Consider the following 22,605-nt stretch of genomic DNA (forward strand, 5'->3'; position numbering starts at 1 on the left):
CAGGCAGCTCACCTGTCGACGACGATATCGGTCAGCGGGGTCGAGCAGCAGGGCAGGAACTTGCCCGCGGCGATCTCCTTCGGCCGGATGCCTCCGGCGTGCTTCATCTCGACCTCCCCGCTGATGAGCACAGACTTGCAGGTTCCGCACGCGCCTTCCGAGCAGGATGAGGGCACGGACAGTCCGGCGTCCAAAGCAGAATCGAGGACGGTCGTGGTCTCGTCACAATCGACTACGCGCCCGGAGACCGCGAACTCGACGAGGTGGCTCACTCCAGTGCCGCCGCCGACGCCGGCTCCGACAGCTTTGGCTCTCGCACCTGACTTGGCCAAACGGTCGGCAGGTGACGTGGCGAAGACGAACGACTCCTCATGCATTCGCGCCGACGCCACCCCCGCCTCGGCGAGCAGGGGCCGCACCGCCTCCATATACGGACCCGGCCCACATACGAAGGTTTCGCGGTCGGCCGCGTCGGGGACCACCTCGGCGAGGGTGGACGCATCGATCCGACCCCGCCGACCGGCCCAGGGCTCGGCCCCGGAATCCCGGGAGCACAGAATGGTGACGCTGACTCCGGCGACCTCGGCGAGCTGTTCGAGCTCGGCACGGAAGATGATGTCGATCGGCGACGAGGCGCTGTGGACGAAGACGATGTCCGTGCCGAACCCTCCCTGTCTGGCTAACAGGCTGCGCACCATCGACATGATCGGGGTGATTCCGGAGCCGGCGGAGAGGAAGAGGTGTCGTTCGGCCTGGTGGAAGCTCGTGCTGAACAGTCCATAGGGCCCGTCCACGTGCAGCTGATCGCCGACCCGCACGTTGTCGTGCAGATGGGTCGACACCTCTCCCCCGGGCACGCGCTTGACCGTGATGGTGAAGATGTTCGTGCCGAAGGGCGCCGAGGAGATCGAGTAGCAGCGTTCGAGGCCGAGCTCGGGGATGCGCATCGTCACGTACTGACCCGGCGCGAAGTCGACGGCGGTCATCCAGCCCGCCCGCAGCTCGAAGGTCTTCACATCATGGGTCACCTGGGTGATGCCGGTGACCTCGACGGGGCCGGTGAGCAGTTCGGGATCGAGCTGAATTTCGGCGAGCACGGGACCAGCTGATTCTGCCGACACCCGGTCGATCGGCGCGGCGAGCGCGGGCTCGACTGCCGTATCGAAGACCGGCGGGGCAGCGGCCGCGGTTGCGGGTCGCTTGCCCCGAGTGGGCACTCGGAACGTCGCCTTGCCCACGGGCGTGGATGCAGCCTGGGCGAATGTCGAATGGCGGTACCTCATCGTCGCTCAGCTCCTTCCAACTGCACGGTCCGCTGTTCTCTATGGGCCTTGAGCCGTTCGATGTACCAGGTGACGAAGTCATCGACCTGCGATTCGGTGGGTGCGTAGGGACCGGGCACATATGCCGGCGACGAGATTCCCAGGTGCCCGCGTTCGCAGAAGGTCGCGTCCTGTTCGTTCGTCTTGAGCCACACCGTCGTGAGGTTGTCGAGCTCGTAGTCGACGCCCTCCTCCGCATCGGCGTGGACGAGCCAGGTCGTGCGCACCAGCGTCTTGTCCTCGGCCAACGGCAGCAGGCTGAACGTCACCACGTGGTCGCCCATCGCGTGGAACCACATATTCGGCTGCACGTGCAGCGAGGCCCGGCCCAGAACGAAGGTGTCGAGGTCACCCAACAATTTCGCCGAGGCGGCCGATCCGTCCATCGTGTACGACTCGCCTTTCCCGTCGAGAGCTGCCCGTTCGATCCGGAATCCGGTGGGCCGACCGCTCAGCTCCTCGACGAGGGCATAGGGCAGGCCGTTGCGGTCGCAGTCGGCATGAAGCTGATCCTCGGCGTCGAGGTACCGCTGGTACGCCGGCTGCAATCGCTTGGGAATCTCGTCTGGTTCGTAGCCGTAGGTGGGGAAGAACGTGCACGTCAGCTCCGGGTGGCCGGCTTCGCAGTGGTAGCACTCACGGTTGTTCTCCATGACGAGCTTCCAGTTCGAGTCCTCGATGAGGTCACTCTGCGCGGCCACCTTCGCCCCGGCGATGTCATGCCCGGTCAGATAGGGCTCGATGACCTCGGCCACCTCGTCGATATCATCGGGCGGAGTCGGGCTGAGGCAGATGAAGATGAGTCCGCCGATGACGCGAAGGTTCACGGAACGCAGAGAGAAGCAGCTCCGGTCGAAGCCGGGAGCTTGAACTCCTGCAGAGATGAGCTCTCCGGCAGGGGTGTAGGTCCATTGGTGGTAGCCGCACACGATGTTGCCCACCGAGCCGGACAGATCATTGAGCAGCCGAGTCCCCCGGTGACGGCAGACATTGTGGTGGGCACGGATCTCACCGTCGTCATCGCGGATGACGATGACGGAGTAGGCGCCGATGTCGACCGTGAGATAGTCACCGGGCTCGGGCACTTCGGCAACAGAGGCAACGAAGATCCAGGTCGAGGCGAAGATCGCCTCGATATCGCGGGAGAAGAACTCCGGGCTGATGTAGAACGGCGCCGCCAGCGAATAGCCGGGCACACGCTCGTCGATGAGCCGGTCGATATCGGTCCTGCCGTGCCCGCCCGAACCGTCAGCCGCACCCGACCCAGCAGGTCCGCTCGTGCTGGAATCGGTCCGCTTCTGCTCTGGCGCCAGAGTCAATTCGTCCACCACCTCGTCGTGTCTCGGCCGCGCCTGCTGTCGGCCCCTTCGCCGACCGCGACCGTGGAGTTCGTGCTCCTGCCCCCAGTGTCCGCCAGAGGTTTGCTGAAGAAAAGCGAATCTTCTTCATCCGAAACGTGCAATAATATTGCATGATCGATCCGCGTCTCCACGTCCTTCGGGTCCTTGCCGAAGTCGGCACTCTCACCGCGGCGGCACACCGCCTCGGATACACCCCTTCGGCCGTATCCCACCAGCTCAGAGGCCTGTCGAAAGATCTCGGCGTGCGCATCGTCGAACCGCGCGGTCGCGGACTCGTCCTCACCCGCGCCGGTCAGCTCCTCCTCGAGCGCTCTCAGGAGCTCTTCACCAGGTGGGAGGAGATCCGAGGCGAGCTCGACGGCCTAGGCACCAGCCGAGATACGCGCACCAGACGGCTGCGGCTGTGCGGCTTCTCCACTGCCGCGGCCGCCCTGCTTCCACCGACAGCTCTGACGGTGATGGAGCGATTCCCGGGTGCCGAGGTCACGATCATCGAAGCCGACCCCGAGGAGTGCTTCGACCTTCTCATCTCCGACCATGCCGACGTCGCCGTGGTCGTGGCCACCGACCCGCTGCCGCCGCGCAGCGATCCCCGCTTCGAGCAGTCGGCACTGTTCAGCGATCGCCTCGATCTGCTGGTTCCCGTCGGACACCGCCTGGCAGAGAAGTCAGCTGTGGCGTTGAGCGAGGCCGCCGAGGAGTCCTGGATCCTCGACCGGGCGGGTTCGCCGTATCACCGTCTGGTGCGCACGGCGTGTGCGGCTGCCGGTTTCCAACCGGAACAGGCCCATCAGTCTCGGGAGTGGGAGACGGGTGCGTCGTTGGTCTCGGCGGGACTCGGGGTCGCGCTCATTCCTCGCCTGGCACGCCTGCCGGACGGCTTCGATGTGGTGCGCGTGCCGCTGCGCGGTGATCCGGTGCCGTCACGGAAGATCCTCTCGGGCATCCGCCGCGGTTCGGGCGCTCAGCCGATCATCGCCTCGGCGTTGGAGGTCCTCCGGGAGTCTGCTGAAACGGCGGCCCACCAGGAGGCCTGACCATCCGGACCTGCGGTCGCATTCGACGCCGCTTCCGCACGACGACGGTGGTGAGGACGATCCCGGCGATCAGCACCAGAACGGAAACCACAGCCACAACGAAACCGGTGATGAAGAAGCCGGAGGCGAAATCGTCGAAGGCGTCGACGTTGCCGCCGCCTCCGAGGAGGAACAGGAACATCGGGATGACGAGGATGCACAGTCCCACCCCGAGACCGAGGACTCCGGCGATGATGAGGAGGATTCCCGGCACCACGGACGGTTTCTTCGCAGGCACACCTCCCGGCGGGAACCCACCGGGCTGGATCATCTGCGGGTGATGCGTCATCCGGGCCTCCTTCCTCTCCCCCAATCCTATCGGGGACTCGAAACCACGCCATGACCTGCGCGTAGAGTTGAAGCACATACTTCGAAAGACGGGCACCACGATGGACGATATGACCGCCGATGATCGGTCCAACCAGGTCGACAACGAAACTCGGACTTCCGCACCCGAGGACACGGCCGCCTCGGTGAGAGGTGGGACGCTCAAACGGACGATCGGCCTGAGCGAGCTCGTCTTCTTCGGACTCGTCTTCATCGGTCCCGCGGCCGCAGTCGGCGTATTCGGCACCCTCGATGCCCGCTCGGGCGGGGCCGTGGCACTCGTCTACATCGTCGCGACGATCGTCATGGCCTTCACCGCGGTCAGCTATATGCGCATGTCACGGGAGGTTCCCCGCGCGGGCACGGTGTTCGCCTACGCCTCGGCGGGAATCGGAAAACCGGCCGGTTTCGTCGCCGGCTGGATGATCCTCCTCGACTATCTCTTCATCCCCTCGGTCGCCTATCTGTTCACCGGGATCGCTCTGAACTCGATCTTCCCCGCGCTGCCCGTCTGGGTGTTCGTGGCCGTGGCCGTCATCCTTACCACCGGGCTCAATCTCGCCGGGGTCAAGGTCGCCTCCCGTGTGATCACCGGGGTCGTCCTCGCCGAGGTGGCCGTCCTCGCCCTGGTCCTCGTCCTCGGCATCGCCTACCTCGTCCAGCATGGGCCGACGCGGGGATGGTTGACCCCGCTGACCGGGGTCGATGCGTTCTCCGTGACAGCGGTGCTCGCTGCCGTGTCCGTGGCTGTCCTGTCGTATCTCGGCTTCGATTCGCTCGCAACATTCTCCGAGGAGGCCAAGGGCGGGCCGCGGATCGTCGGCCGTGCCACGCTGATCTGCCTCGTGCTCGCAGGTGTCTTCTTCGTCGCGCAGACCTGGGTGGGCAGTCTGCTCTCACCGTTGACTCCGGCGGACCTGCAGGCCGATCCCGCGCTCGAGGGAGCCGCCTACTACGACGCCGTCGACTCGACTCTCGGCCCGTGGCTGCACTGGCTGCTCGCCTTGGCCAAGGCCGTGGGCGCGGCGTTCTCCGCGATGATCGGTCAGGCCGCAGGCTCCCGCATCCTCATGGACATGGGACGATCCCGTCAGGTGCCGAAATTCCTCGCCGAGGTGGCCCCGAAGACCGGTGTTCCGTGGAAGGGAATACTCGTGGCCGCCGGCGGCAATGTGATCGTGGCCGGGTGGGCGGCGACCCGTGCCGATGGTCTCGACCAGCTGACCTCGATCGTCAACGTCGGGGCGCTGACGGCGTTCATCTTCCTTCAGGCCTCGGTGGTCGGATACTTCCTCGTGAAGAAGCAGGGCAGCGAGACTCCCAACTGGTTCAACCACGGCGTCATTCCGGTCATCGGCGCCGGTCTGCTCATCGCAGTGCTCGTCAGCGCAAACCCGCTGGCCCTGGTCATCGGGGCGGTCTGGCTCGTCATCGGCATTGCCGTGTTCGCGGTGAACAACCGGCGGCGCGCCCACGTCTGAGCCGGTCCGGCGGCCCATCATTCAGCCGCCGGTTGCGGGTGTGACCGGACGGACCGGCCCGGGAGTCTCAGTCCTGCAGGCGGGTCGTTCCTTCGTGGCCGCCGGAGGAGTTGAGCTGTTTGGCGTAGCAGCTGTCGGGGCCGAGTCCGTGCGATGAGCACCACGACAGGGCGTCCTCGGGGTCGTCGTAGCCGATGCCGACGACGGTGACCCAGAAATTGTCTTCCTTGAAGCTGCCGAAGTCGCCCGACCAGATGAGCTTCACGCGGGGGAACTCTTCGCGCAGCCCTTCGAATTCTTCGAGGATCGCTTCTTCGTCCCAGGTCTTCCCCTCGGCTTCGAGGCCGACCTTCTTCGAACTCAGCTGCGGCACCCATTTGCCGTTGAGTTCGCTCTTCGCTGTCTGTCCGTCGGAGTCGGCGAGCTGTTTGAGTGCCTTCTTCGGGTCGTCGGGAAGCGCCGATTCGGTCTCGGTGGGTTCGGGTGAATTGCTGGCCGCAGCCGAACCGTCATCGCTGGCGGCGTTCGTCGGCTCATCGGTGGAGGCGACATTGGCGGGGTCCTCGGAGTCCTTCGAGAAGAACGTCGCCGCGCCCCATCCGATGCCCCCTGCGAGGACGATGCCGACGACGACGAGGAGCGCGATCATCCCGCCGCGCTTCTTCTGCGCCGGCGGTCCGGCCTGCTGATACGGTCCCGGACCGTAGCCGTAGGGCTGCTGGTGTGCGGGCTGTCCGTTGCGATGAGGCGGGCCGCTCTGCGAGTGCGGGGTCTGGATATAGGGGCGCTGCGGCTGAGGTGACTGAGGAGGCGGCGGAGGTGTGCCCCATCCATTGCCCGACTGAGGCCCTGACTGCGGACTCGGCGGGGGTCCCGGCTGGGATCCGGGCTGCGAGGACCATTGGCTTCCCGACCGGTCGTTGACGTCCCATTCGTTCTCATCCCCACGCCCGGGAGGGTTCGTACTCATCCGTCACTCCAGATCGATCACGCCGTGTTTCAGAAAAAGTCCCAATATAGAACTTCTCTTGCATTAACAGCCTAATATAAGTTGTGAACTACACATGCTTGATCTGCTCAGTTGATTGTTTAGATGTGAATGACATTGCGGAGCTGTCGGGCAACTGCACTTGAGGACTGGGTATGCACGACGAATCCGACGAGACGACACCGACTGCCGCCGAGGATCCGAAGGATCAGACCGCCGAGGACCAGGAGAGTCCCGAAGACGAGGTTCCGGACGCCGCCGAGACCTCGGAAGATCCTGCAGCTCAGGACGATGAGGCCACCGAAGAGACCGCTCGCTGGGCGCCGCCGGAAGACGGCACGCCCACCACCGAGCAGACCGTCGACCCGTACCAACAAGACCCCTACCAGCAGGTGCCCAATCTGCAGGCGCCCTACCAGCAGGTCCCTCACCAGCAAGGCCCCTACCCGCAGGGCTCGGGTCCCTACCAGTCCGGTCCTGTGCCCTACCCCGCACCACCGGGCTACCCGGCGAATGCCCCGAAGTCGAAATTCGCCTCGGCGCTGGCAAAGGGAGCGACGTGGAAAACGGCCCTGATCCCGCCGGGGATCGCCCTCCTCGGCGGCATCATCGTCTCCATCATCCTCACCGTCATCCTCACGTCGATGTCGGAATTCGACTCGCTGACCGAGGAGACCGGCCTCAACCTCGACAGCCTCAACTACGCCCTGCCGTTCATCCTCATGGCTCTGTCGCTGTTCGGTTCGGCGGCGTTGCGCTTGGACATCAACGCCCCTGACACCTTCAACGCCCAACTGGGCATCTTCACCACCGGCGCACCCCTGGTGGTCACCATCGTCACCGTGGGTCTGCTGTGGTGGATGACGAAATTGAGCGAACGCCGCTCCCCCGCACCCAACCGAGTGTCCACGTGGATCCGCATCGGGGTCGCGACCCTGGCGATGACGCTCGTGCTCTTCCTCCTCCAGGTCATCTTCGCCGCCCGCGCCTCCGCCTTCGAAGAGGAAGGATCGTTCACCTTCACCTTCTCGGCGGTCACCGTCCGATCGTTCTTCCTGCCGATGCTCGTCATCCTCATCACGAGCATCGCCGGTCGTGTCGCCGGACATTTCAAGGGCACCGAGGCGATCGGTGCACCGTTCCTGCGCTGGGCTGTTCCGCCTCTGCTGGTGACCTGGATCCACCTCGCCCTCACCGTGGCCGTGTTCTCGATCGTCGCGCTCTTCGTCCTGCCGCTGTCAGTCGAGATGCCGGGTCAGCTGGTGCCGCTGACGTTCGTCAACATGGGCCTCATCCTCACGTCGCTGACCCACCTCGGCGGAATCAGCGCCACCGCCCAAGGCGACTTGGGCTTGTACTCGGACACCTTCTCCGAGAGCCTCACCATGTTCAGCCGCGACGCTCCCGGGCTGCTATGGCTGGGCCTGCTCGTCGTCGTGGCCGCCGTGCTGATCGCAACGATCGTCGCCACCGTCACCCGGCGTCCGGCCTGGACCGTGATCGAGCAGGACAAGCAGCAGTGGTCGAGCGCGTGGAAGCTGCCTGTGGCGTTCTGCCTCGTCTGGGGTCTGCTGTCGCTGTTGGCCATTCCGGCGAACCTGTCGATGTCCGGATCCGCCGAGGCGGCCATGTTCTTCGGTGGGTCCGGTGCGGCCCGTGCGGGGATCGGCCCCCTGGCCTGGACATTCCTCATCTTCGGCCTCTGGGGCGGGATCATCGAGGTGATTTCGCGCACCCTCGGCCCGCGACTCGCCCTCACCTTCCCGGCCGTGGCGCGGATCGCCGCCGGACGGACCGTGCACCCGCACTGGGGACCATACCTGGGCATGAGCGAACCGCAGTTCGCGTTCATCCATCCCGATCTGGCTCGAGCCGCCGCCCCGACGCCACCGCCGGTTGCTCCCGGCCCCGGCGAAGTCGGACCGCACGACCCTGGCGGGTTCGGACCGCAGGGACCTGTCGGCCATCAGTGCCCGCCCGCATCGCCGAATGCGTTCGACTCGCAGGGCCAGCCGCCCCATCTCCAGCAGGGTCCGCAGCAGTTCTCTGGTCCGGTCGGTCCGCAGCAGCATCCGACCCCGTCCGACCAGCAGCCTTATGCCTACCCGCAGGGTGTCGCCGACCAGCCGGCCTATTCGACGCCGCAGGGCTCAGCCGGGCAGCAGTCAAACTCGGCTCCGCAGGGAATGTATGCGCCGCAGCCGTACGCGGGCCCGGCCAAGCCCTTCGACAAGAAGAAGACGACGCTCGTATCGGTCGTCGCCGGTGGTGCCGTCCTCCTCCTTGTGGCCGCACTCATCGTCGTCACCCAGCTCAACGGGCACATGTTCGGTCCCGAGGCGACGGTGGAGAAGTACTTCTCGGAGCTCTCCGACGGTGACGCCGAGGGTGCCCTCGAGGTCGCCGACGTCGACGTTCCGCAGGAGTCACGGACCCTTTTGACCAACGATGTCCTCGGCGGCTCCAAGGCACTACCCGACGATGTCACCGTCGAGGATGCCGAGATCTCCGGAGACACGGCGACGGTCGCGGTCACCTACGACGTCGGCGGCTCCAAGGGCGACAGCACGCTGACCCTGCACAAAGCCGGAAAGAAGGCGCTGTTCTTCGACGACTGGGCGCTCAAGAGTCCCGACCTGCTCACTCTCACCGTCGACACTCCCGGCCTCAAAAAGGTCAAGGTCAATGGGATCGACGTCGACAGCGACGGGTCGACACTGTCCCTGCCGGCCTTCCCCGGTCTCTACACGATCGACCTGGCCGAGAAGTCCGATCTCATCACCGCAGACGCGGTCGAGGTGCGGGCGTTCCTCGGCGATGACGCGAACATGGAGGGTGAGGACACGCCGCTGCTCGCCGCCCATCCCTCGGACGCGTTCCGCAGCGAGGTCGACAAGCAGGTCAAGACCCTCATCGACAGCTGCGCGAAGAAGACGGTCGCCCGGCCCGACGGGTGCCCGTTCGGATCCTCGCTGGCCGACAGCTATGAAGCCACCGGCCTCACCTGGTCGATCTCGTCGTATCCGACGGTGAGCGTCGCCGATGACTCCATGGGTGCCGACCAGTATTCGAACCCCGAGGACGCGACCGGTCCGAACGGCGGTCCGGCGTGGCTGATCTCCTCCGACACCTCCGGTGAGGCGCTCGTGACCGGCAGCTACGACATGTTCGACGAGTCCGAACCCTTCGATGACACCGTGACCTTCGACCTCAACGGCACGGCCGAGATCGTCGACGGCAAGATCGTCATCACCGTCAACGACGACCCCTGGGACTGGTGACCGAGGCAGCGTGACCCGGCCCGGGGCACGCCGTTCAGTCGACGACGATCGCCGAGGCGGGGCTGCTGATCCGTTCGACGAGTCCCAGTCCTTCGTCGACGTAGGCGGCGCGTTCGTCGCCGGGGACCATCGCCCCACCGGTGAGCCACACGAGGTGGACGCCGGTCGCGGACCGAGCCGCCGCGTCGCCCATCCGCCACGGAATGGTCAGCCCGGCGGTAGCGGAGGGTTCGACATCGATGCCTTCGGTCTCATGGAGCACCCCGACTCCCGCGCGGATGACCTCGTCGGGGACCGCGGCGAAGCCGGAGATGAGCGGCCCGATCATCGGTCCGATGAAGCGTGAGGGTCGGGCGACCGCCAGCCCGTCGGCCGCGGTGGCTCCGGACAGCCCGATGTCCTGAACGGAGATGCCGCTGTGCCGATCGGAGCGCACGCCGAGGAACATCGCCGGTGCCTGGCTCGGTTCGACGAAGACGCAGCGCACTGCCGTGCCGAAGACCCGTTTGAGCCCGAAGGTCACTCCCCCGGGGCCGCCTCCGATTCCACACGGCAGGTAGACGGTGAGCGGATTCTGTTCGTCGATGGTCACACCTGCAGCCGCGAACTGGCGCTCCAGCCGCAGGGCAGCCACCGAATATCCGGCGAAGAGGCTCTTCGAGTCCTCGTCGTCGACGAAGTGCGTGTTTTCGGCGGCCTCGGCCGAGGCACGGCCGGCCTCGACGGCTTCGACGAAGTCACCGGCGTGTTCGATGACGTCGACCCCGTGGTCGCGCAGCTTCGTCTTCTTCCATTCCCGGGCGTCGGCGGACATATGCACCGAGGCGGCAAAGCCGAGGCGCGCGCTCAGAATCCCGATCGACAGCCCGAGGTTGCCCGTCGAGCCCACGACGATGCGGTGGTTCGCGGCGATCTCACGAAACTCAAGAGTCGAATAGGTGGCGGGATCAAGAGCGTCGAGTCCGTGCTCGGCGGCGACCGCCTCGGCGAATTCGAGCACCTCGTGGAAGCCGCCGCGGGCCTTGATCGACCCGCTCACCGGCAGGGAGTCGTCGCGTTTGAGCCACAGCCGTCCGCCCAGCTCGGATCCGAACAGACCGTCGAGGCGGTGCTGCGCCGCAGGCGCCGGAACCAGAGCCGATTCGATCATTCCGCCGTTGACGTCTGGAAACGCCGATGCGAGCTCGGCCGGAACGGTCGCCGTCTCCGGGAAGGTCTCTGCGAACCAGGGGGCGAAGCGGTCGAACCGGGCCGCCGCGGAATCCATCACGTCGCCGAGGTCGGGCAGGGCCGCCTCGGTGCCCGTGGAGCGGAGCCATGTGGTCGGGGCACCCGATGCGAGGGACCGGATGATCTCGTCGGTGCTGAGTTCGTCAGGCAGGTCGGTCATGCACCGATCGTAGCCCGGCGGGGTGCGGGCCTCAGCTCTTGACGATCTTCTTCGCGGATTCGAGGACGTCGCCGAGTTCGTTCAGCCATTTCGCGTAGCCGTCATAGGTGTAGGCGCGTTTGTCGTCCCAGGTGCCGAGCTGGTCCTCCTTGACTGCGGGCAGGCTCTTGTACACCGGGTTGTCTTCGTAGTCGGTCGAGGCGTCGTGGACGAGGACGACGTCGGCCGGGTAGTCCGACATCTTCTCCCAGGAGACTTCTGCCCAACTGCTCTCTCCTGTGGCGTCGGGGCCGACGAGGGTGAGCCCGTCCTTGTTGAGCATCTCGGCGATGCCCAAGGAGTTCGAGGTGTAGTTGATCTCCGCGGTGAAGTTCGCCAGCAGCACTGTCAGCTGGTCCTGCTTCTTCGCGACGCTGCGGATGCGTGCCCGAGCGTCGTCGAAGGCCTTCCGCTTGTCCGCGATGGCGCCGGTGTCTGTGTCCTTGCCCAGCGCCTCGGCGATGGCCGCGTACTGGGCGAACATCGCGTCGGGACCCTGCCCGCCGAGTTTGACCGGGACGAACGGCACGAGCTCGCTGACCTGGCCTTTCACCTTCTCGTCCCACCAGGTCCACCCGTCGCCGGCCTCATTGCCGTAGGCGACGAGGATGTCCGGCTCGGCAACCGCGAGGGCCTCGATATCGAGTTCCATATCGGTGCCGACGACCTCGACTCCTTCCGAGTCGAAGGACTTGCCCGGGGACTCGTTCTGTCCGAACCCGAAGACCGCGACCGGCGTGATTCCGTACTGCGCGAGTCCGGCTGCCGAATAGAAGTCCGCGGCGATGCGCTTTGCCGGGCGGTCGAGTTCGATCGTCAGCCCGTCATAGCCTTCGGGCGAATACGTGAAGTTCGGGACGCTGCCCGCAGCGCCGGTAGCGCCATCACCCGCATCGCCATCGGCTTCGCCGCGGCAGCCGACGAGGGCGAACGGGGCGAGAACGGACAGGGCAAGGAGCTGACGACGACGCATCGAGAGCCTTTCGGTGGGCGTCCCCGCAGGGACGGAACTGGTGCGCCTGTAGTGACGCCGGGACCACCGTAGCACTATTTGGAAAGGCTAGCCTTACTAAATTAGAGTAGAGTAGCGTTGCGGATGTTGACATATCCACGACAGCTGCACACACGAAAACAACGCGTCCCCGCGGGGACGCTCTCACGGCCACATGGTCCTGGGGATGCGAAGGAGAATCAGTGTCACGAGCCCCCATCGGTGCCTTCGAAGCAGAGGTCCTCGCCGTCGAAGACCTCAGCCCGTCCTTCCGTCGGGTGACTTTCGGGGGTGCGGGACTCGAGGAATTCGGCCCGAACACCCACCCTCGTGATCTGCGGATCAAACTCGTCATCCCTCCTCAGCGTGCCGCCTCGCCGCAGTTCGATCTGCCGGCATTCCTCACCGAGCAGGAAGCCGCTGGAGTGTCCTGGTACCAGGCCTGGCTGCAGGTCAGCCCCGAGGAGCGCGGCGCGATGCGCACCTACACCGTGCGCGAATGGGACGATGCCAAGCGCAGACTCGTCATCGACATGGTCCTCCACACCGATGAGCACGGCCACTCGGGCCCGGCGGCCGAGTGGGCCGAAGCCGCCGAGGTGGGCCACCGCCTCCATATCATCGGCCCCTCCCGTGCCTCGGAGACTCCGTGCGCCGGGATCGAGTTCGCCCCGGGAGATGCCCACCAGATCCTGCTCGCCGGCGACGAGACGGCTGTGCCCGCCATCGCCTCGATCCTCGATTCACTCAAGGACAGCCAGGCGCAGGGCAAGGCCGTTCTCGAAGTCCCGAGCGCCGAGGACATCATCGACATCACCGCTCCCACCGGCTTCGAGATCGAATGGCTGCCACGCGGGGAGGCCGACTTCGGTCAGCTCCTCGAACCTGCCGTCCGCGAGGCGGTGCGGTCGGAGACCCGGATCCCCGTCGGAGCCGGAGCGGCAGGGTCGGCCGGCGGGCCGGATGGTCAGGTCTGGGAACTCGACGATGTCAACATCGACGAAGAGATCCTCTGGGACGTTCCCGCGGCCCTCACCGAGGCGGCTCAAGGCAGTTCGAGTGCAACGGAGAAGGATGACCGCCCCTTCTATGCGTGGATCGCCGGAGAGGCCGGACCGGTCAAGCGACTGCGCCGCTACCTTGTGCAGGAAGTCGGGGTCGACCGCAAGCAGATCGCGTTCATGGGCTACTGGCGTCAGGGCAAGGCCGAGGGCTGAGCCCTCAGACCCAGCTCGACCGAGCCTTCAGACTCTGCCTGACTGAACTCTCAGACCTTGCCGGGCTGAGCCGGCGACCGTCGCAGAGCTCCGATGATCTGCGGCCCGATCGCGGCAGCCGCCCCGGCCAGGCAGAGCACACCGCCCACTGCGGCCAGCGGAGGCGGGGCCTCTCCGAGAACGATCCAGGCCATCACGACGACGATCGCGGGGACGAGGAGACTCGAAGAGCTGAGCAGACCTGCCGGCAGATGTTTGAGCGCATATCCCCAGAGGTTGAAGGCGATAGCGGTCGGTACGACTCCCAGGTAGATGATCTGCAGCGTCATCTCGATGGGTGCCGTGGCCACCTCGTCGATGAGGCCAGGGGCGAAGACGAGACTGACGAGTGCGCCGATGAGGATTCCCATCCAGGTCACGGTCACCGAGTCCTCTCCGGACAGGAAGTGCTTCTGCAGCAGCACGCAGGCGGCGTAGAGCACTGCGGCGACGAGACTGAGGACGAGACCGCCGACGGTGAAGAAGCCGGTGAAGCTGGCTGCCGTGATCAGCCCGATTCCGAGCAGAGAGACGATGATGCCGATGAGCAGGCGCTTCGGCAGCCCTTCTCCGAAGACGAGGCCGGCGAAGACGGCGATGATCAGCGGTGCGATATTGACGATCATCGAGGCGGTTCCGGCATCGATCGACCGTTCCGCAGCGTTGAGGACGACGACGTAGGCAGAGAACCAGGCGACTCCCCACAGGACGAGAATCAGCCAGACGACCATGCCGGAGGGGAATCGGGGGCGGCGGAAGAGCATCCACGCGGAGAGCACCACAGCCGCGGACGCGCCGCGCAGCAGCGCCATCGGACCAGGTGAGAAGAATTCGCCGGCATCGCGGATGACGACGAATGATGACGCCCAGAACGTCATGGTGAGCAGGGCAGCGATCCAGTGCAGGACGCGGGGCGCTGTCATCTGGTGAGGATTCGGACTCACGACTCGAGGACTGAGGGCTGATCTGTTCATAGGAACGATTATTCGTCGCATGATCGTGAAAGAAAAGCGCACACTATTGCACAACTGTCCGCGATGTGCGTACGGTTCAACTGTGTACAACGTTGCCCACCTGAAGTCGTTCAAATCGGTCGCACTCACCGGGTCCGTCCGGTCCGCCGCAGAGCATCTCAGTCTCTCACCGTCTGCGGTCAGCCATCACCTCAAGATTCTCGAACAGGAGACCGGTCTGACTCTGTTTCAGCGACAGGGACGCGGCCTGTGCCTGACCGACACCGGTTCGGCGATCATGTCCGACGTCGACTCCGTGCTCGAGAGCTCGGGGCGATTGGGCCAACGCATCTCGGACCTGCATGAGAATCGGATCGGACGCCTGTCGATCGGGTACTTCGGCACGGCCGGCACCCAGTGGATGCCCGAACTCGTCTCCTACCTCGAGAACCGCCATCCCGATGTCGCCGTGCAGCTCAACCTGGCAGAGGGCCCCTGGAACGAATTCCACTCCGATGTCCAGGTCGTGATCGCAGATTCCGAGGATCCCGTGTTCCCATCGCAGGTGGAGAGCCACTTCCTCACCGCGGATCCGTATGTGGTCGCAGTGCCCGACGATCACCCCCTGGCTTCGCGTCCGGAGGTCAGCCTCGACGAGCTGGAGAATCATCCTTGGATCGACAACGACACCGGCGACGGTCCGTGTCGGACGATCCTCTTCGACGCCTGCGCACGTGCAGGGGTGGCGGTGCACTTCAAGCACGAGGCTCACAGCTTCGCCACTGCCCTGCACATGGTCAGTCGGGGTTTGGGTCTGACGATCCTCCCGCGGCTCGGTGTCGAACCCCTGCCTCCCGGGGTGGCCATCATCCGGCTGGCGGCGCCCGAACCGATCCGCTTCATCCACGCGATCAGCGATCCGGGCCACCCGCAGCAGGAACTCATCGAGGATGCGGTCACAGCCCTGCGCGAGCTCGCCACCGGCTGACGATGGAAAGACCGCCGGCCTCCTGCCACGAGGGTGCGCCTCGGCAGCTCATGGGCCCTCTGCTGGCGGTCCGACTGCGCTCAGATCTCGGCGAGCATCTTCCCTGGGTTGAGGATGCCCAGCGGGTCGAGCGCGTTCTTCACGGCCAGCTGGATCCGTCGTGATCCTTCGTCGAGTTCGTTCGGCAGCCAAGCGCGCTTGAGGAACCCGACCCCGTGTTCGCCGGTGATCGTGCCGCCGAGTTCGAGGCCGATGCGCATGATCTCAGCGAACACACCTTCGGCCTTCGCCGTCTCGGCCGCATCGCCGGAGTCGAAGAACACCGATGGGTGCATATTTCCGTCGCCGGCGTGCGCGACGAGGGCGATCTCGAGTCCGGATGATGACCGCAGCTCGGCCAGACGGTCACAGAATTCGGGCACGGCGGTGCGCGGCAGGCAGACATCGTCGAGCAGCTGACCGCCGCCGTGAGCGTTGGCGAATTTCTCGTAGGCCGGCTGGATCATCCGCCGTGCCGTGATGAGAGCCGCGGAATCGCTCGGGTCGTCGGAGTAAGCGACGTCAAGGGCACCGCAGCGCTGGGCCACCTCGGTGAAGGTCGACATCGCGGCCTCCGCATCGGTCGGGTTGTCGTCGACCTGCATGATGAGCATCGAACCGGCATCGTCGTCGAGGCCGAAGTCGCCGTAGTCGTTGAGCATGCGCAGGCTGGCCCAGTCGAGGAATTCGAACAGGCTCGGCACTCCGCCGCCGGCCATGAAGTCGGCGACGGTCTGCAGTCCGCTGCGCTCATCCGGGAAAGTCGCGATCGCGGTGAACGGCTCGGGCAGGGCGGGCACGAGGCGCAGCGTCGCTTCGACGACGATTCCCAGGGTGCCTTCGGAGCCGATGAAGAGATGGCGCATATCGAGTCCGGCCACGCCCTTGGCCGTCTGCGGGCCGAGCGTGGTGATGGTCCCGTCGGCGAGTACGACTTTGAGTGAGCGCACGTAGTCCCTGGTCACACCGTATTTCACGCAGCAGAGTCCGCCGGCATTCGTTGCGATGTTCCCACCGATCGATGACAGTGCCACCGATCCGGGGTCCGGCGGGTAGGACAGTCCGAACGGGGCGAGGTGGTCCTTGAGGTCCTGGTTGATGATGCCCGGTTGAACGGTGACGAGACGTTCGGCCTCGTTGACGGCCACGACGTCCTTCATCTTCGACACGTTGAGCAGGATCGCTCCCGGTGAGGCGTTCGCGCCTCCCGAGATCCCGGATCTCGCCCCTTGCGGGACGACCGGCACCCGATGTGCGCTGGCGAAGGCCATGACCTCTTGGACGTCTTCAGCCGAGGCGGCCCTGACCAGGGCGATCGCCCCCTCGCGCGGGCAGAACAGGGCCTCATCGCTCGAGTGAGCGTCGATGACATCCGGGTCAGTCGTCAGCGCACCCGGACTCAGCTTCGCTGTGAGGTCGTCGATCGCCACCGGGTCGAGGGCGGGGAAGTCGGGTGCGGTGGACGTCGGGGTCGTCAATTCTGCTCCTCGGATCGGTCGGGCGAAGGCGGACGGCGGGCCGTCACTTCAGCGTCACGTCCAGGTTATCGGGAGCGGGTGCGGCCCGGAGGATGAGGGTGACGATGCCGGCGGCGACCATGGCCGCGCCGACGACCCACATGCCGGCATTCTGGGTTCCGGTGAGATCGGCCAGCCAACCGGTGATGTAGGGGGCGAAGAAGCCCGCGGAGTTGCCGAGCGAGTTGATGAGCGCGAGTCCCGCGGCGGCACCGGCACCGGCGAGGAAGGTCTGCGGCAGCGGCCAGAAGGTCGGCAGGGCGGCGCAGATCGCCATGCAGGTGATCGTCACGGCGATCATCGTGGTGAACGGTGAGGACAGGTAGAGGGCGATGGGGATCGCCACACCGCCGATGAACAGCGGGATGGCCACGTGCCACACACGCTCACCCGTGCGATCGCCGTGCCGGGACCAGAAGTACATGGCCAGGGCACCGAAGACATAGGGGATGGCCGTGATGAGGCCGATCTCGACGATCGAGTACTCGACGCCGAAGGACTCCTGGAAGCCGGCGATGATCGTCGGGAGGAAGAAGCTCATGGCGTAGAGGCCGTAGACCATGCCGAAGTAGACGAATGACAGGGCCCAGACGCGGGGCTGGAGCAGCGACCGGCGGACCGGGTAGTGGAAGGTCTCTTCCTTGCTCTTCTCCTCGGCGTCCATCGTCGACTGCAGCCAGTTGCGCTCTTCGGCGCTCAGCCACTTCGCGTCCCGCGGGCGGTCGGTGAGGTAGAAGATGCACATGATGCCCAGGAGAACGGCGGGCACGCCTTCGATGATGAACATGAAGCGCCAGCCGGCGAAGTTCTCGAAGATCGAGTTGCCGCTGGAGATCAGCCACGACGACAGGGGCGAACCCACGACGCTGGAGAGCGGGATGGCGAGCATGAACAGAGCCGTGGCCCGCGCGCGCATCGAGGTCGGGAACCAGTACGTGAGGTAGAGAATGATGCCCGGGAAGAATCCCGCCTCGGCGACTCCGAGAAGGAACCGCAGCACGTAGAGCCAGCCGTGGTTGGGCACGAATGCCATGGCCGCGGCGACGACGCCCCAGCTGATGAGGATGCGGGCGAGCCAGATGCGGGCGCCGAACTTGTGCAGAGCGAGGTTCGAGGGCACTTCGAGGATGAGGTAGCCGAAGAAGAAGATGCCTGCGGCGAACCCGAACTGGGTTGCGTTCATCGCGAGGTCTTCGTTCATTCCGCCCGGTCCGGCGATGCCGATGTTCGTCCGATCGAGGTAGTTGATGAAGTACATCGCGATGACGAACGGGATGAGACGGATGAGGACCTTGCGCAGGGTCCTCTTCTCCAGTGCCGAATCGGCGGGGGTCTGTCCGCTGGTCGGCGGGCTCACCTCGGATGACATGGGATCTCCTTCGATCAAGTCGGGCCACGGTGGTGGCGCGGGGATGCGCCGCGAACATGGTCGTCGGCGCATGATGGCAACACATTACGACAGCGCGGGCGGCTGACCTAGCGTTCGCAGCAAAAGTACCGAATACCGGGACGGGGACTTCAATCGGCTCGTTCAAGCCGGCGCCCGGATGTCGAACCGTGCTCGACTCGACATCCGCGTTCCGCCTTGAACGACGTTTCGGTTGCCCCACTCGCCGTCGGGCAAACGATCGGTACGATGAAGTCACTGAGGCGCGGATACCATTGCGAGGAGGGCGACATGCAGCCGATGACGGAACTCGAAGCCGAGACTCTGCGCGACTACTACGGCAAGTTCGCCCGCCTCGAAGCGGCCGACACCTCCCCGATCTACACCGCATGGGCCGAGGGAGTGGCCGCGGATGACGAGATCCTCTCGCTCCTGCTCGAACTGCCCCGACCGAAGCGCCAAGCCAATCTGCTCTTCGGCGCAGCCCGCCACCTCGGCGCTGGCGAAGGCGCCTATGCTGACCTGCGTGCATGGCTGCTCGACGACTGGGCGAAGGTGCGCGAGCTCATGCTCGCCCGGTCGACCCAGACGAATGAGGCGGGTCGCTGCGCGACGCTCCTTCCAGCACTCGCACGGGTTCCAGGACCGCTTGCACTCATCGAGGTAGGCGCCTCAGCGGGGCTCTGCCTCTACCCTGACCGGTACAGTTACCGATTCACCGTCACCGAGGCGGCCGGGTCGTCCGGTTCAGATTCCGAGAAGTCGGCGACGCTCGACCCTGCGGACGGTCCGAGCCCGGTCGTGCTCGAATGCGTACTGACGAACTCCACGGTCCCGGACCACCTCCCCGAGGTCGCGTGGCGGGCCGGAATCGATCTCAATCCTCTCGATATCACCGATGCTGACCAGCGGGAATGGCTGACTTCGCTGATCTGGCCGGAGCATGAGTCGAGACGGGAGCGCCTCCTCGCCGCTGCCTCGGTCGCGGCCGCCGATCCCCCGCACCTCGTCCGCGGCGACCTGCTCGACACCGTCGAAACCCTGCTTGCCGAGGTGCCAGCCGGGACCCAACCGATCGTCTTCCACAGTGCGGTGCTGGCCTATGTCGACGCCGAGGCGCGTGCCCGCTTCGCTTCGCTCATGCAATCGCGCGACGACGTCGTGTGGATCAGCAATGAGGGCGCCGGCGTTCTGCCTGACACTCGCGCTCAGCTCGAGACACTCGGGATCGAGCCCGATGGGCGATTCGTGCTCAGCGTCGACGGCCAAGCTGTCGCTCTGACCGGACCGCACGGGCAGAGCTATGTCGGCATCGCGGTGATCCCCTGATGCGCCGACCCGCTCGGAATCGGGCCGTGCTCAAGCAGTCGACGCCCCCAGGAGGCTCGTTCAAGGCAGAGCGCAGACATCGACCCGTGCGCCTTTCGAGGACTGAGTTGCGCCTTGATCGAGGCTGGGTCGAAGAGCGAAGCCTTGAACGAAGCGTCGACAGCGAGGCAGCGAGGCAGCGAACAGCGGCGGACAGTGCCCACCGAGGGAGACGTCTAAGAGCTTGCTGGCGTCCACCCGAGCTTCGGGCCGATCTCAGTGGCAAGTTGGTGGAGGATGTGCTTCCAGTCATCGAGCTCGAACTCGAACGGAAGTTCGAAGAGATAGTCATCCGAAGCCTGGAAAGCCGGGTTGGACAGCAGGTAGTCGACGATCTCCTCGGTCGAGCCGAGCAGGTCCGGTGCGATGATCGTGTTCTTCCCGTGGACCTGCTTCGTCCGCGGAGTCCGCTCCTCTGCGTATTTCCGGTACTTGGCCGCCTGTACCGGACTCGCGCTATCGGTTGGAACGATCACGCGTGCCAGGCTCACTCGTCCATTCTCACCAGAGAGCGATTCGCGGTAAGTCTCGATCTGGTTGACCTGGTTGAGAGAGAAGTCCTCGATGCCGTCCTCTGCCGAGGTGATGTTGCTCATCAGCCAGTTCAATCCAGCCTCGCCCGACCAGTTGGCCGAGCGCAGCGATCCCCCTCCATACCAGAGGCGATCGCTCAGTCCGGGCGCATGCGGTTCCACCCGTTCGGAATCGATGTCCCCGCCGAAGCCTTTGTACTCGGGCTTCTCCCGTACCGGGCCTCCCGCGAGGAGATCACGCAGACGCTCGATGCGCGCGTAGCTGTAGTCTTCGCCGCGCCATCTCTCACCATGGACGATGTCATTGACCTCCTCGGCGAATGCGGGCGGATGCACGCTCAATCCAGCCAGAACCCGGCCTCCGGAGAGGACGTCGGCAACGGCGAGATCCTCGGCCAGTCGAAACGGATTCTCATGACCGACGGGAATCACCGCACTGCCCAGCCCGATCCGCTGCGTGTGCTGGGCCAAAGCAGCGAAGTACACTGCCGGCGACGGCAGACCGGACTGCATGTGCCGAGTTCGGACCCATCCGCTGTCGAGCCCGAGCTCCTCGGCGAAGCGGAACAGTTCGATACCCTCGGCCAGGCCGCGACCAGGATCATCGCGATCGAAGGGAACGAGGTGGATGAACCCGAGATGGCCGACTCGGTCATTTGTCGACGTGCTCACGGTGCCTCTCTTCTGATGCCTTGAAGGCATCGTCCGACGATGGTTGAATGCTTGACTTCTATCAGCTCCGCCTGAGAACTCTAGCCAGGCTCGTCACACTCGGCCCTCGAAGTGATCGCGGGGCGTCGTTCAAGCCGCAGCGCGGATGTCGAACTGTGCACCTTTCGACAAGTGCGCGCCGCCTTGAACGACGGAGCTTGGTTTCGAAAAGCGAGGGCCGCTATGAACGATGCGGCCGTGGTCGCCCGATGACTCCCAGATCGCGAAATCACGCCCAACCGACGACGAGGCGGGCCGCCTCGGCGGGGATCATCGGATCGACTCCCGTGAGGTCGGCGAAGCGGCGCAGACGATTCGCCACAGTATTGCGATGGCAGAACAGCTGCGCGGCAGACGCACCGATGCTCCCCGAAGCGAGGTAGACCTGCACCGCCTCGATGAGGCGCTCTCGCTCGACCGGACCACAGGCGGCCAGCGCGGACTCGACATCGGCGAGGATCGGATTGCCGGCGGCATTGAGCGACCGCGCGGCCAACCGCGCCCACCCGCTGCGCCACGTCATCGCAGTCGCCTCATCAGCGGCGATGACATCGGCGAGATCTCGCGCGGTCAGCGCCGACCGCCGCAGGGTGCCGATCCCGTCGGCGCGGACATACCCCACCCTGGCCTCGGCGATCTTGCCGGCGAGCGCCCCCAACGAATGACCGGTTCCGCCCCCGACCGGACTGGAAGCATGGCCCGCACCGCCCGGAATCTGCGTGAACGCAATGAGAACCTCGCCGAGGTGGTGCGTGAACATGGTCCCGCCCGCGCGGGCATGATCGGAGATGATCACCCGCAGCGCCCGGACGTCGTCCCCGGTGGCGGCGATGACGAGCAACGGAGAGTCGACATCGAGACCGAGCCCGGTCGCGATTCTCGACAGGCGCTCCGCAGTCGGGTCGGGGTCGTCGAAGAGGCTTGCGATGAGGCCCGCATGCACCGAATCCTCTTCCGCGCGCATCCGGGTGCGCTCGGCGGTATAGGCCTGTTGGACCTGAGAGACGTATTCGTCGACGGTGGATAAGACGATGCCGGTGTGCCGGATGACGAGTTCCGCATCCTCCTGATTCGCCACACGGGTGAGCACCTCCCAGAGCACATTGAAATCGTGGCGGATCGCGGTCATCAGCGCCTCGAGCGGAATTCCAGCCCGTGCCCGGGAGACCCCGACCTCCGTCGACACCGCCACGGGGCCGTCGAACCCACCGGCGCGCAGTCCCTCGATGAGGGTGGAGAAGGACAGCCGACCGGTCCGCCGCAGCTCCGAGACCGGAATCGGTGCGGGATCGTAGCCCGAGACCGTGACGACGCGGGTCATGAACCGATCGGTCAGCTCGTCGAGATCGAGAGCGTCGAGGAGCTCGAGCCAGCGACGTTCGTCTCCGGGCTCCGGACGGTCCCGAAGCTGTCGTGTGCCCGCAATTCCATCCTGTTCATCCATCACACTCTCCAGAATATGTGCATCTGCACAAGCACTGCTCACTTTTCGGCGACAAATGTGCCTGGATCAGGACATGTGGCACTCTGTAAGGTCGATACCTGCCGGTCGATCGCAACGATCGACCGCTGCACCACCCGCACCCGGACACGGCCG

17 protein-coding genes are annotated in these 22,605 nt (G+C 65.5%); 6 read left to right on the forward strand and 11 right to left on the reverse strand.

The window, feature by feature from the left end; translation table 11 throughout:
• Nucleotides 1-8 precede the first annotated feature (8 nt).
• Nucleotides 9-1,283 carry an FAD-binding oxidoreductase gene (locus KTJ89_RS12590; RefSeq protein ID WP_259357968.1) on the reverse strand — a complete coding sequence of 425 codons (1,275 nt, stop codon included), beginning with the start codon at nt 1,281-1,283 and terminating at the stop codon, nt 9-11.
• Nucleotides 1,280-2,650, reverse strand: coding sequence for an aromatic ring-hydroxylating oxygenase subunit alpha (locus KTJ89_RS12595; RefSeq protein WP_310650295.1), 1,371 nt, complete (start codon nt 2,648-2,650; stop codon nt 1,280-1,282). The genes KTJ89_RS12590 and KTJ89_RS12595 overlap by 4 nt, the downstream gene beginning before the upstream one ends.
• Before the next feature lie 143 nt (nt 2,651-2,793).
• Between KTJ89_RS12595 and KTJ89_RS12600 the strand changes: the two genes are divergently transcribed.
• Nucleotides 2,794-3,720: a LysR family transcriptional regulator gene (locus tag KTJ89_RS12600; RefSeq protein WP_259357969.1), complete on the forward strand. Its 927-nt coding sequence runs from the start codon at nt 2,794-2,796 to the stop codon at nt 3,718-3,720.
• Here KTJ89_RS12600 and KTJ89_RS12605 read toward each other — a convergent pair.
• Nucleotides 3,656-4,048, reverse strand: coding sequence for a hypothetical protein (locus KTJ89_RS12605; protein WP_259357970.1), 393 nt, complete (start codon nt 4,046-4,048; stop codon nt 3,656-3,658). The genes KTJ89_RS12600 and KTJ89_RS12605 overlap by 65 nt on opposite strands.
• Before the next feature lie 109 nt (nt 4,049-4,157).
• On the opposite strand from KTJ89_RS12605, the gene KTJ89_RS12610 reads away from it, so the two are divergent.
• Nucleotides 4,158-5,567: an APC family permease gene (locus tag KTJ89_RS12610; protein WP_259357971.1), complete on the forward strand. Its 1,410-nt coding sequence runs from the start codon at nt 4,158-4,160 to the stop codon at nt 5,565-5,567.
• A gap of 67 nt (nt 5,568-5,634) precedes the next feature.
• On the opposite strand, the gene KTJ89_RS12615 is transcribed toward KTJ89_RS12610, so the two are convergent.
• On the reverse strand, nt 5,635-6,537 hold the full coding sequence (locus KTJ89_RS12615) for a hypothetical protein (RefSeq protein ID WP_259357972.1): 903 nt from the start codon (nt 6,535-6,537) through the stop codon (nt 5,635-5,637).
• 173 nt (nt 6,538-6,710) lie between these two features.
• Here KTJ89_RS12615 and KTJ89_RS12620 point away from each other — a divergent pair, with 173 nt between their 5' ends.
• Nucleotides 6,711-9,836, forward strand: a complete 3,126-nt coding sequence (locus KTJ89_RS12620) for a hypothetical protein (RefSeq protein WP_259357973.1) — start codon at nt 6,711-6,713, stop codon at nt 9,834-9,836.
• A 34-nt stretch (nt 9,837-9,870) separates the two neighbouring features.
• Here KTJ89_RS12620 and dsdA read toward each other — a convergent pair whose 3' ends face one another.
• Both dsdA and KTJ89_RS12630 read right to left on the reverse strand, forming a co-directional pair.
• Nucleotides 9,871-11,226 carry a D-serine ammonia-lyase gene (gene dsdA, locus KTJ89_RS12625; protein WP_259357974.1) on the reverse strand — a complete coding sequence of 452 codons (1,356 nt, stop codon included), beginning with the start codon at nt 11,224-11,226 and terminating at the stop codon, nt 9,871-9,873.
• Between the two features lie 31 nt (nt 11,227-11,257).
• On the reverse strand, nt 11,258-12,238 hold the full coding sequence (locus tag KTJ89_RS12630) for an ABC transporter substrate-binding protein (protein WP_259357975.1): 981 nt from the start codon (nt 12,236-12,238) through the stop codon (nt 11,258-11,260).
• Nucleotides 12,239-12,459: 221 nt separating this feature from the next.
• Here KTJ89_RS12630 and KTJ89_RS12635 point away from each other — a divergent pair, with 221 nt between their 5' ends.
• The gene (locus KTJ89_RS12635; protein ID WP_259357976.1) at nt 12,460-13,473 is read left to right on the forward strand and encodes a siderophore-interacting protein; all 1,014 of its coding nucleotides are present in this window, start codon (nt 12,460-12,462) and stop codon (nt 13,471-13,473) included.
• Between the two features lie 50 nt (nt 13,474-13,523).
• Here KTJ89_RS12635 and KTJ89_RS12640 read toward each other — a convergent pair whose 3' ends face one another.
• Nucleotides 13,524-14,435, reverse strand: a complete 912-nt coding sequence (locus KTJ89_RS12640) for a DMT family transporter (RefSeq protein WP_259357977.1) — start codon at nt 14,433-14,435, stop codon at nt 13,524-13,526.
• Between the two features lie 133 nt (nt 14,436-14,568).
• Here KTJ89_RS12640 and KTJ89_RS12645 point away from each other — a divergent pair, with 133 nt between their 5' ends.
• The gene (locus KTJ89_RS12645; protein ID WP_259357978.1) at nt 14,569-15,453 is read left to right on the forward strand and encodes a LysR family transcriptional regulator; all 885 of its coding nucleotides are present in this window, start codon (nt 14,569-14,571) and stop codon (nt 15,451-15,453) included.
• Nucleotides 15,454-15,533: 80 nt separating this feature from the next.
• Here KTJ89_RS12645 and KTJ89_RS12650 read toward each other — a convergent pair whose 3' ends face one another.
• Both KTJ89_RS12650 and KTJ89_RS12655 read right to left on the reverse strand, forming a co-directional pair.
• Complete coding sequence (locus KTJ89_RS12650; RefSeq protein WP_259357979.1) at nt 15,534-16,970, reverse strand: FAD-binding oxidoreductase; 1,437 nt, start codon at nt 16,968-16,970, stop codon at nt 15,534-15,536.
• Nucleotides 16,971-17,013: 43 nt separating this feature from the next.
• On the reverse strand, nt 17,014-18,378 hold the full coding sequence (locus KTJ89_RS12655) for an MFS transporter (RefSeq protein WP_259357980.1): 1,365 nt from the start codon (nt 18,376-18,378) through the stop codon (nt 17,014-17,016).
• A gap of 309 nt (nt 18,379-18,687) precedes the next feature.
• Here KTJ89_RS12655 and KTJ89_RS12660 point away from each other — a divergent pair, with 309 nt between their 5' ends.
• Nucleotides 18,688-19,725 (forward strand): DUF2332 domain-containing protein, encoded by a 1,038-nt coding sequence (locus tag KTJ89_RS12660; protein ID WP_259357981.1) that lies wholly within the window; start codon nt 18,688-18,690, stop codon nt 19,723-19,725.
• Nucleotides 19,726-19,940: 215 nt separating this feature from the next.
• Here KTJ89_RS12660 and KTJ89_RS12665 read toward each other — a convergent pair whose 3' ends face one another.
• Together KTJ89_RS12665 and KTJ89_RS12670 are read right to left on the reverse strand one after the other, a co-directional pair.
• Nucleotides 19,941-20,969: an LLM class flavin-dependent oxidoreductase gene (locus KTJ89_RS12665; protein ID WP_259357982.1), complete on the reverse strand. Its 1,029-nt coding sequence runs from the start codon at nt 20,967-20,969 to the stop codon at nt 19,941-19,943.
• A gap of 268 nt (nt 20,970-21,237) precedes the next feature.
• Nucleotides 21,238-22,452, reverse strand: a complete 1,215-nt coding sequence (locus KTJ89_RS12670) for an RsbRD N-terminal domain-containing protein (protein ID WP_259357983.1) — start codon at nt 22,450-22,452, stop codon at nt 21,238-21,240.
• Nucleotides 22,453-22,605 lie beyond the last annotated feature (153 nt).

This window comes from Brevibacterium sediminis (genome assembly GCF_024895295.1).
GTDB classification, from domain to species: Bacteria; Actinomycetota; Actinomycetes; order Actinomycetales; family Brevibacteriaceae; genus Brevibacterium; species Brevibacterium sediminis.

What these genes read in the sequence shown, in the direction of transcription:
- KTJ89_RS12660 (WP_259357981.1), top strand. Translation starts at nt 18,688, where the DNA reads ATGCAGCCGATGACGGAACTCGAAGCCGAGACTCTGCGCGACTACTAC.
- KTJ89_RS12615 (WP_259357972.1), bottom strand. Translation starts at nt 6,537, where the DNA reads ATGAGTACGAACCCTCCCGGGCGTGGGGATGAGAACGAATGGGACGTC.
- KTJ89_RS12590 (WP_259357968.1), bottom strand. Translation starts at nt 1,283, where the DNA reads ATGAGGTACCGCCATTCGACATTCGCCCAGGCTGCATCCACGCCCGTG.
- KTJ89_RS12605 (WP_259357970.1), bottom strand. Translation starts at nt 4,048, where the DNA reads ATGACGCATCACCCGCAGATGATCCAGCCCGGTGGGTTCCCGCCGGGA.
- KTJ89_RS12600 (WP_259357969.1), top strand. Translation starts at nt 2,794, where the DNA reads ATGATCGATCCGCGTCTCCACGTCCTTCGGGTCCTTGCCGAAGTCGGC.
- KTJ89_RS12655 (WP_259357980.1), bottom strand. Translation starts at nt 18,378, where the DNA reads ATGTCATCCGAGGTGAGCCCGCCGACCAGCGGACAGACCCCCGCCGAT.
- KTJ89_RS12670 (WP_259357983.1), bottom strand. Translation starts at nt 22,452, where the DNA reads ATGGATGAACAGGATGGAATTGCGGGCACACGACAGCTTCGGGACCGT.
- dsdA (WP_259357974.1), bottom strand. Translation starts at nt 11,226, where the DNA reads ATGACCGACCTGCCTGACGAACTCAGCACCGACGAGATCATCCGGTCC.
- KTJ89_RS12630 (WP_259357975.1), bottom strand. Translation starts at nt 12,238, where the DNA reads ATGCGTCGTCGTCAGCTCCTTGCCCTGTCCGTTCTCGCCCCGTTCGCC.
- KTJ89_RS12620 (WP_259357973.1), top strand. Translation starts at nt 6,711, where the DNA reads ATGCACGACGAATCCGACGAGACGACACCGACTGCCGCCGAGGATCCG.
- KTJ89_RS12610 (WP_259357971.1), top strand. Translation starts at nt 4,158, where the DNA reads ATGACCGCCGATGATCGGTCCAACCAGGTCGACAACGAAACTCGGACT.
- KTJ89_RS12640 (WP_259357977.1), bottom strand. Translation starts at nt 14,435, where the DNA reads ATGACAGCGCCCCGCGTCCTGCACTGGATCGCTGCCCTGCTCACCATG.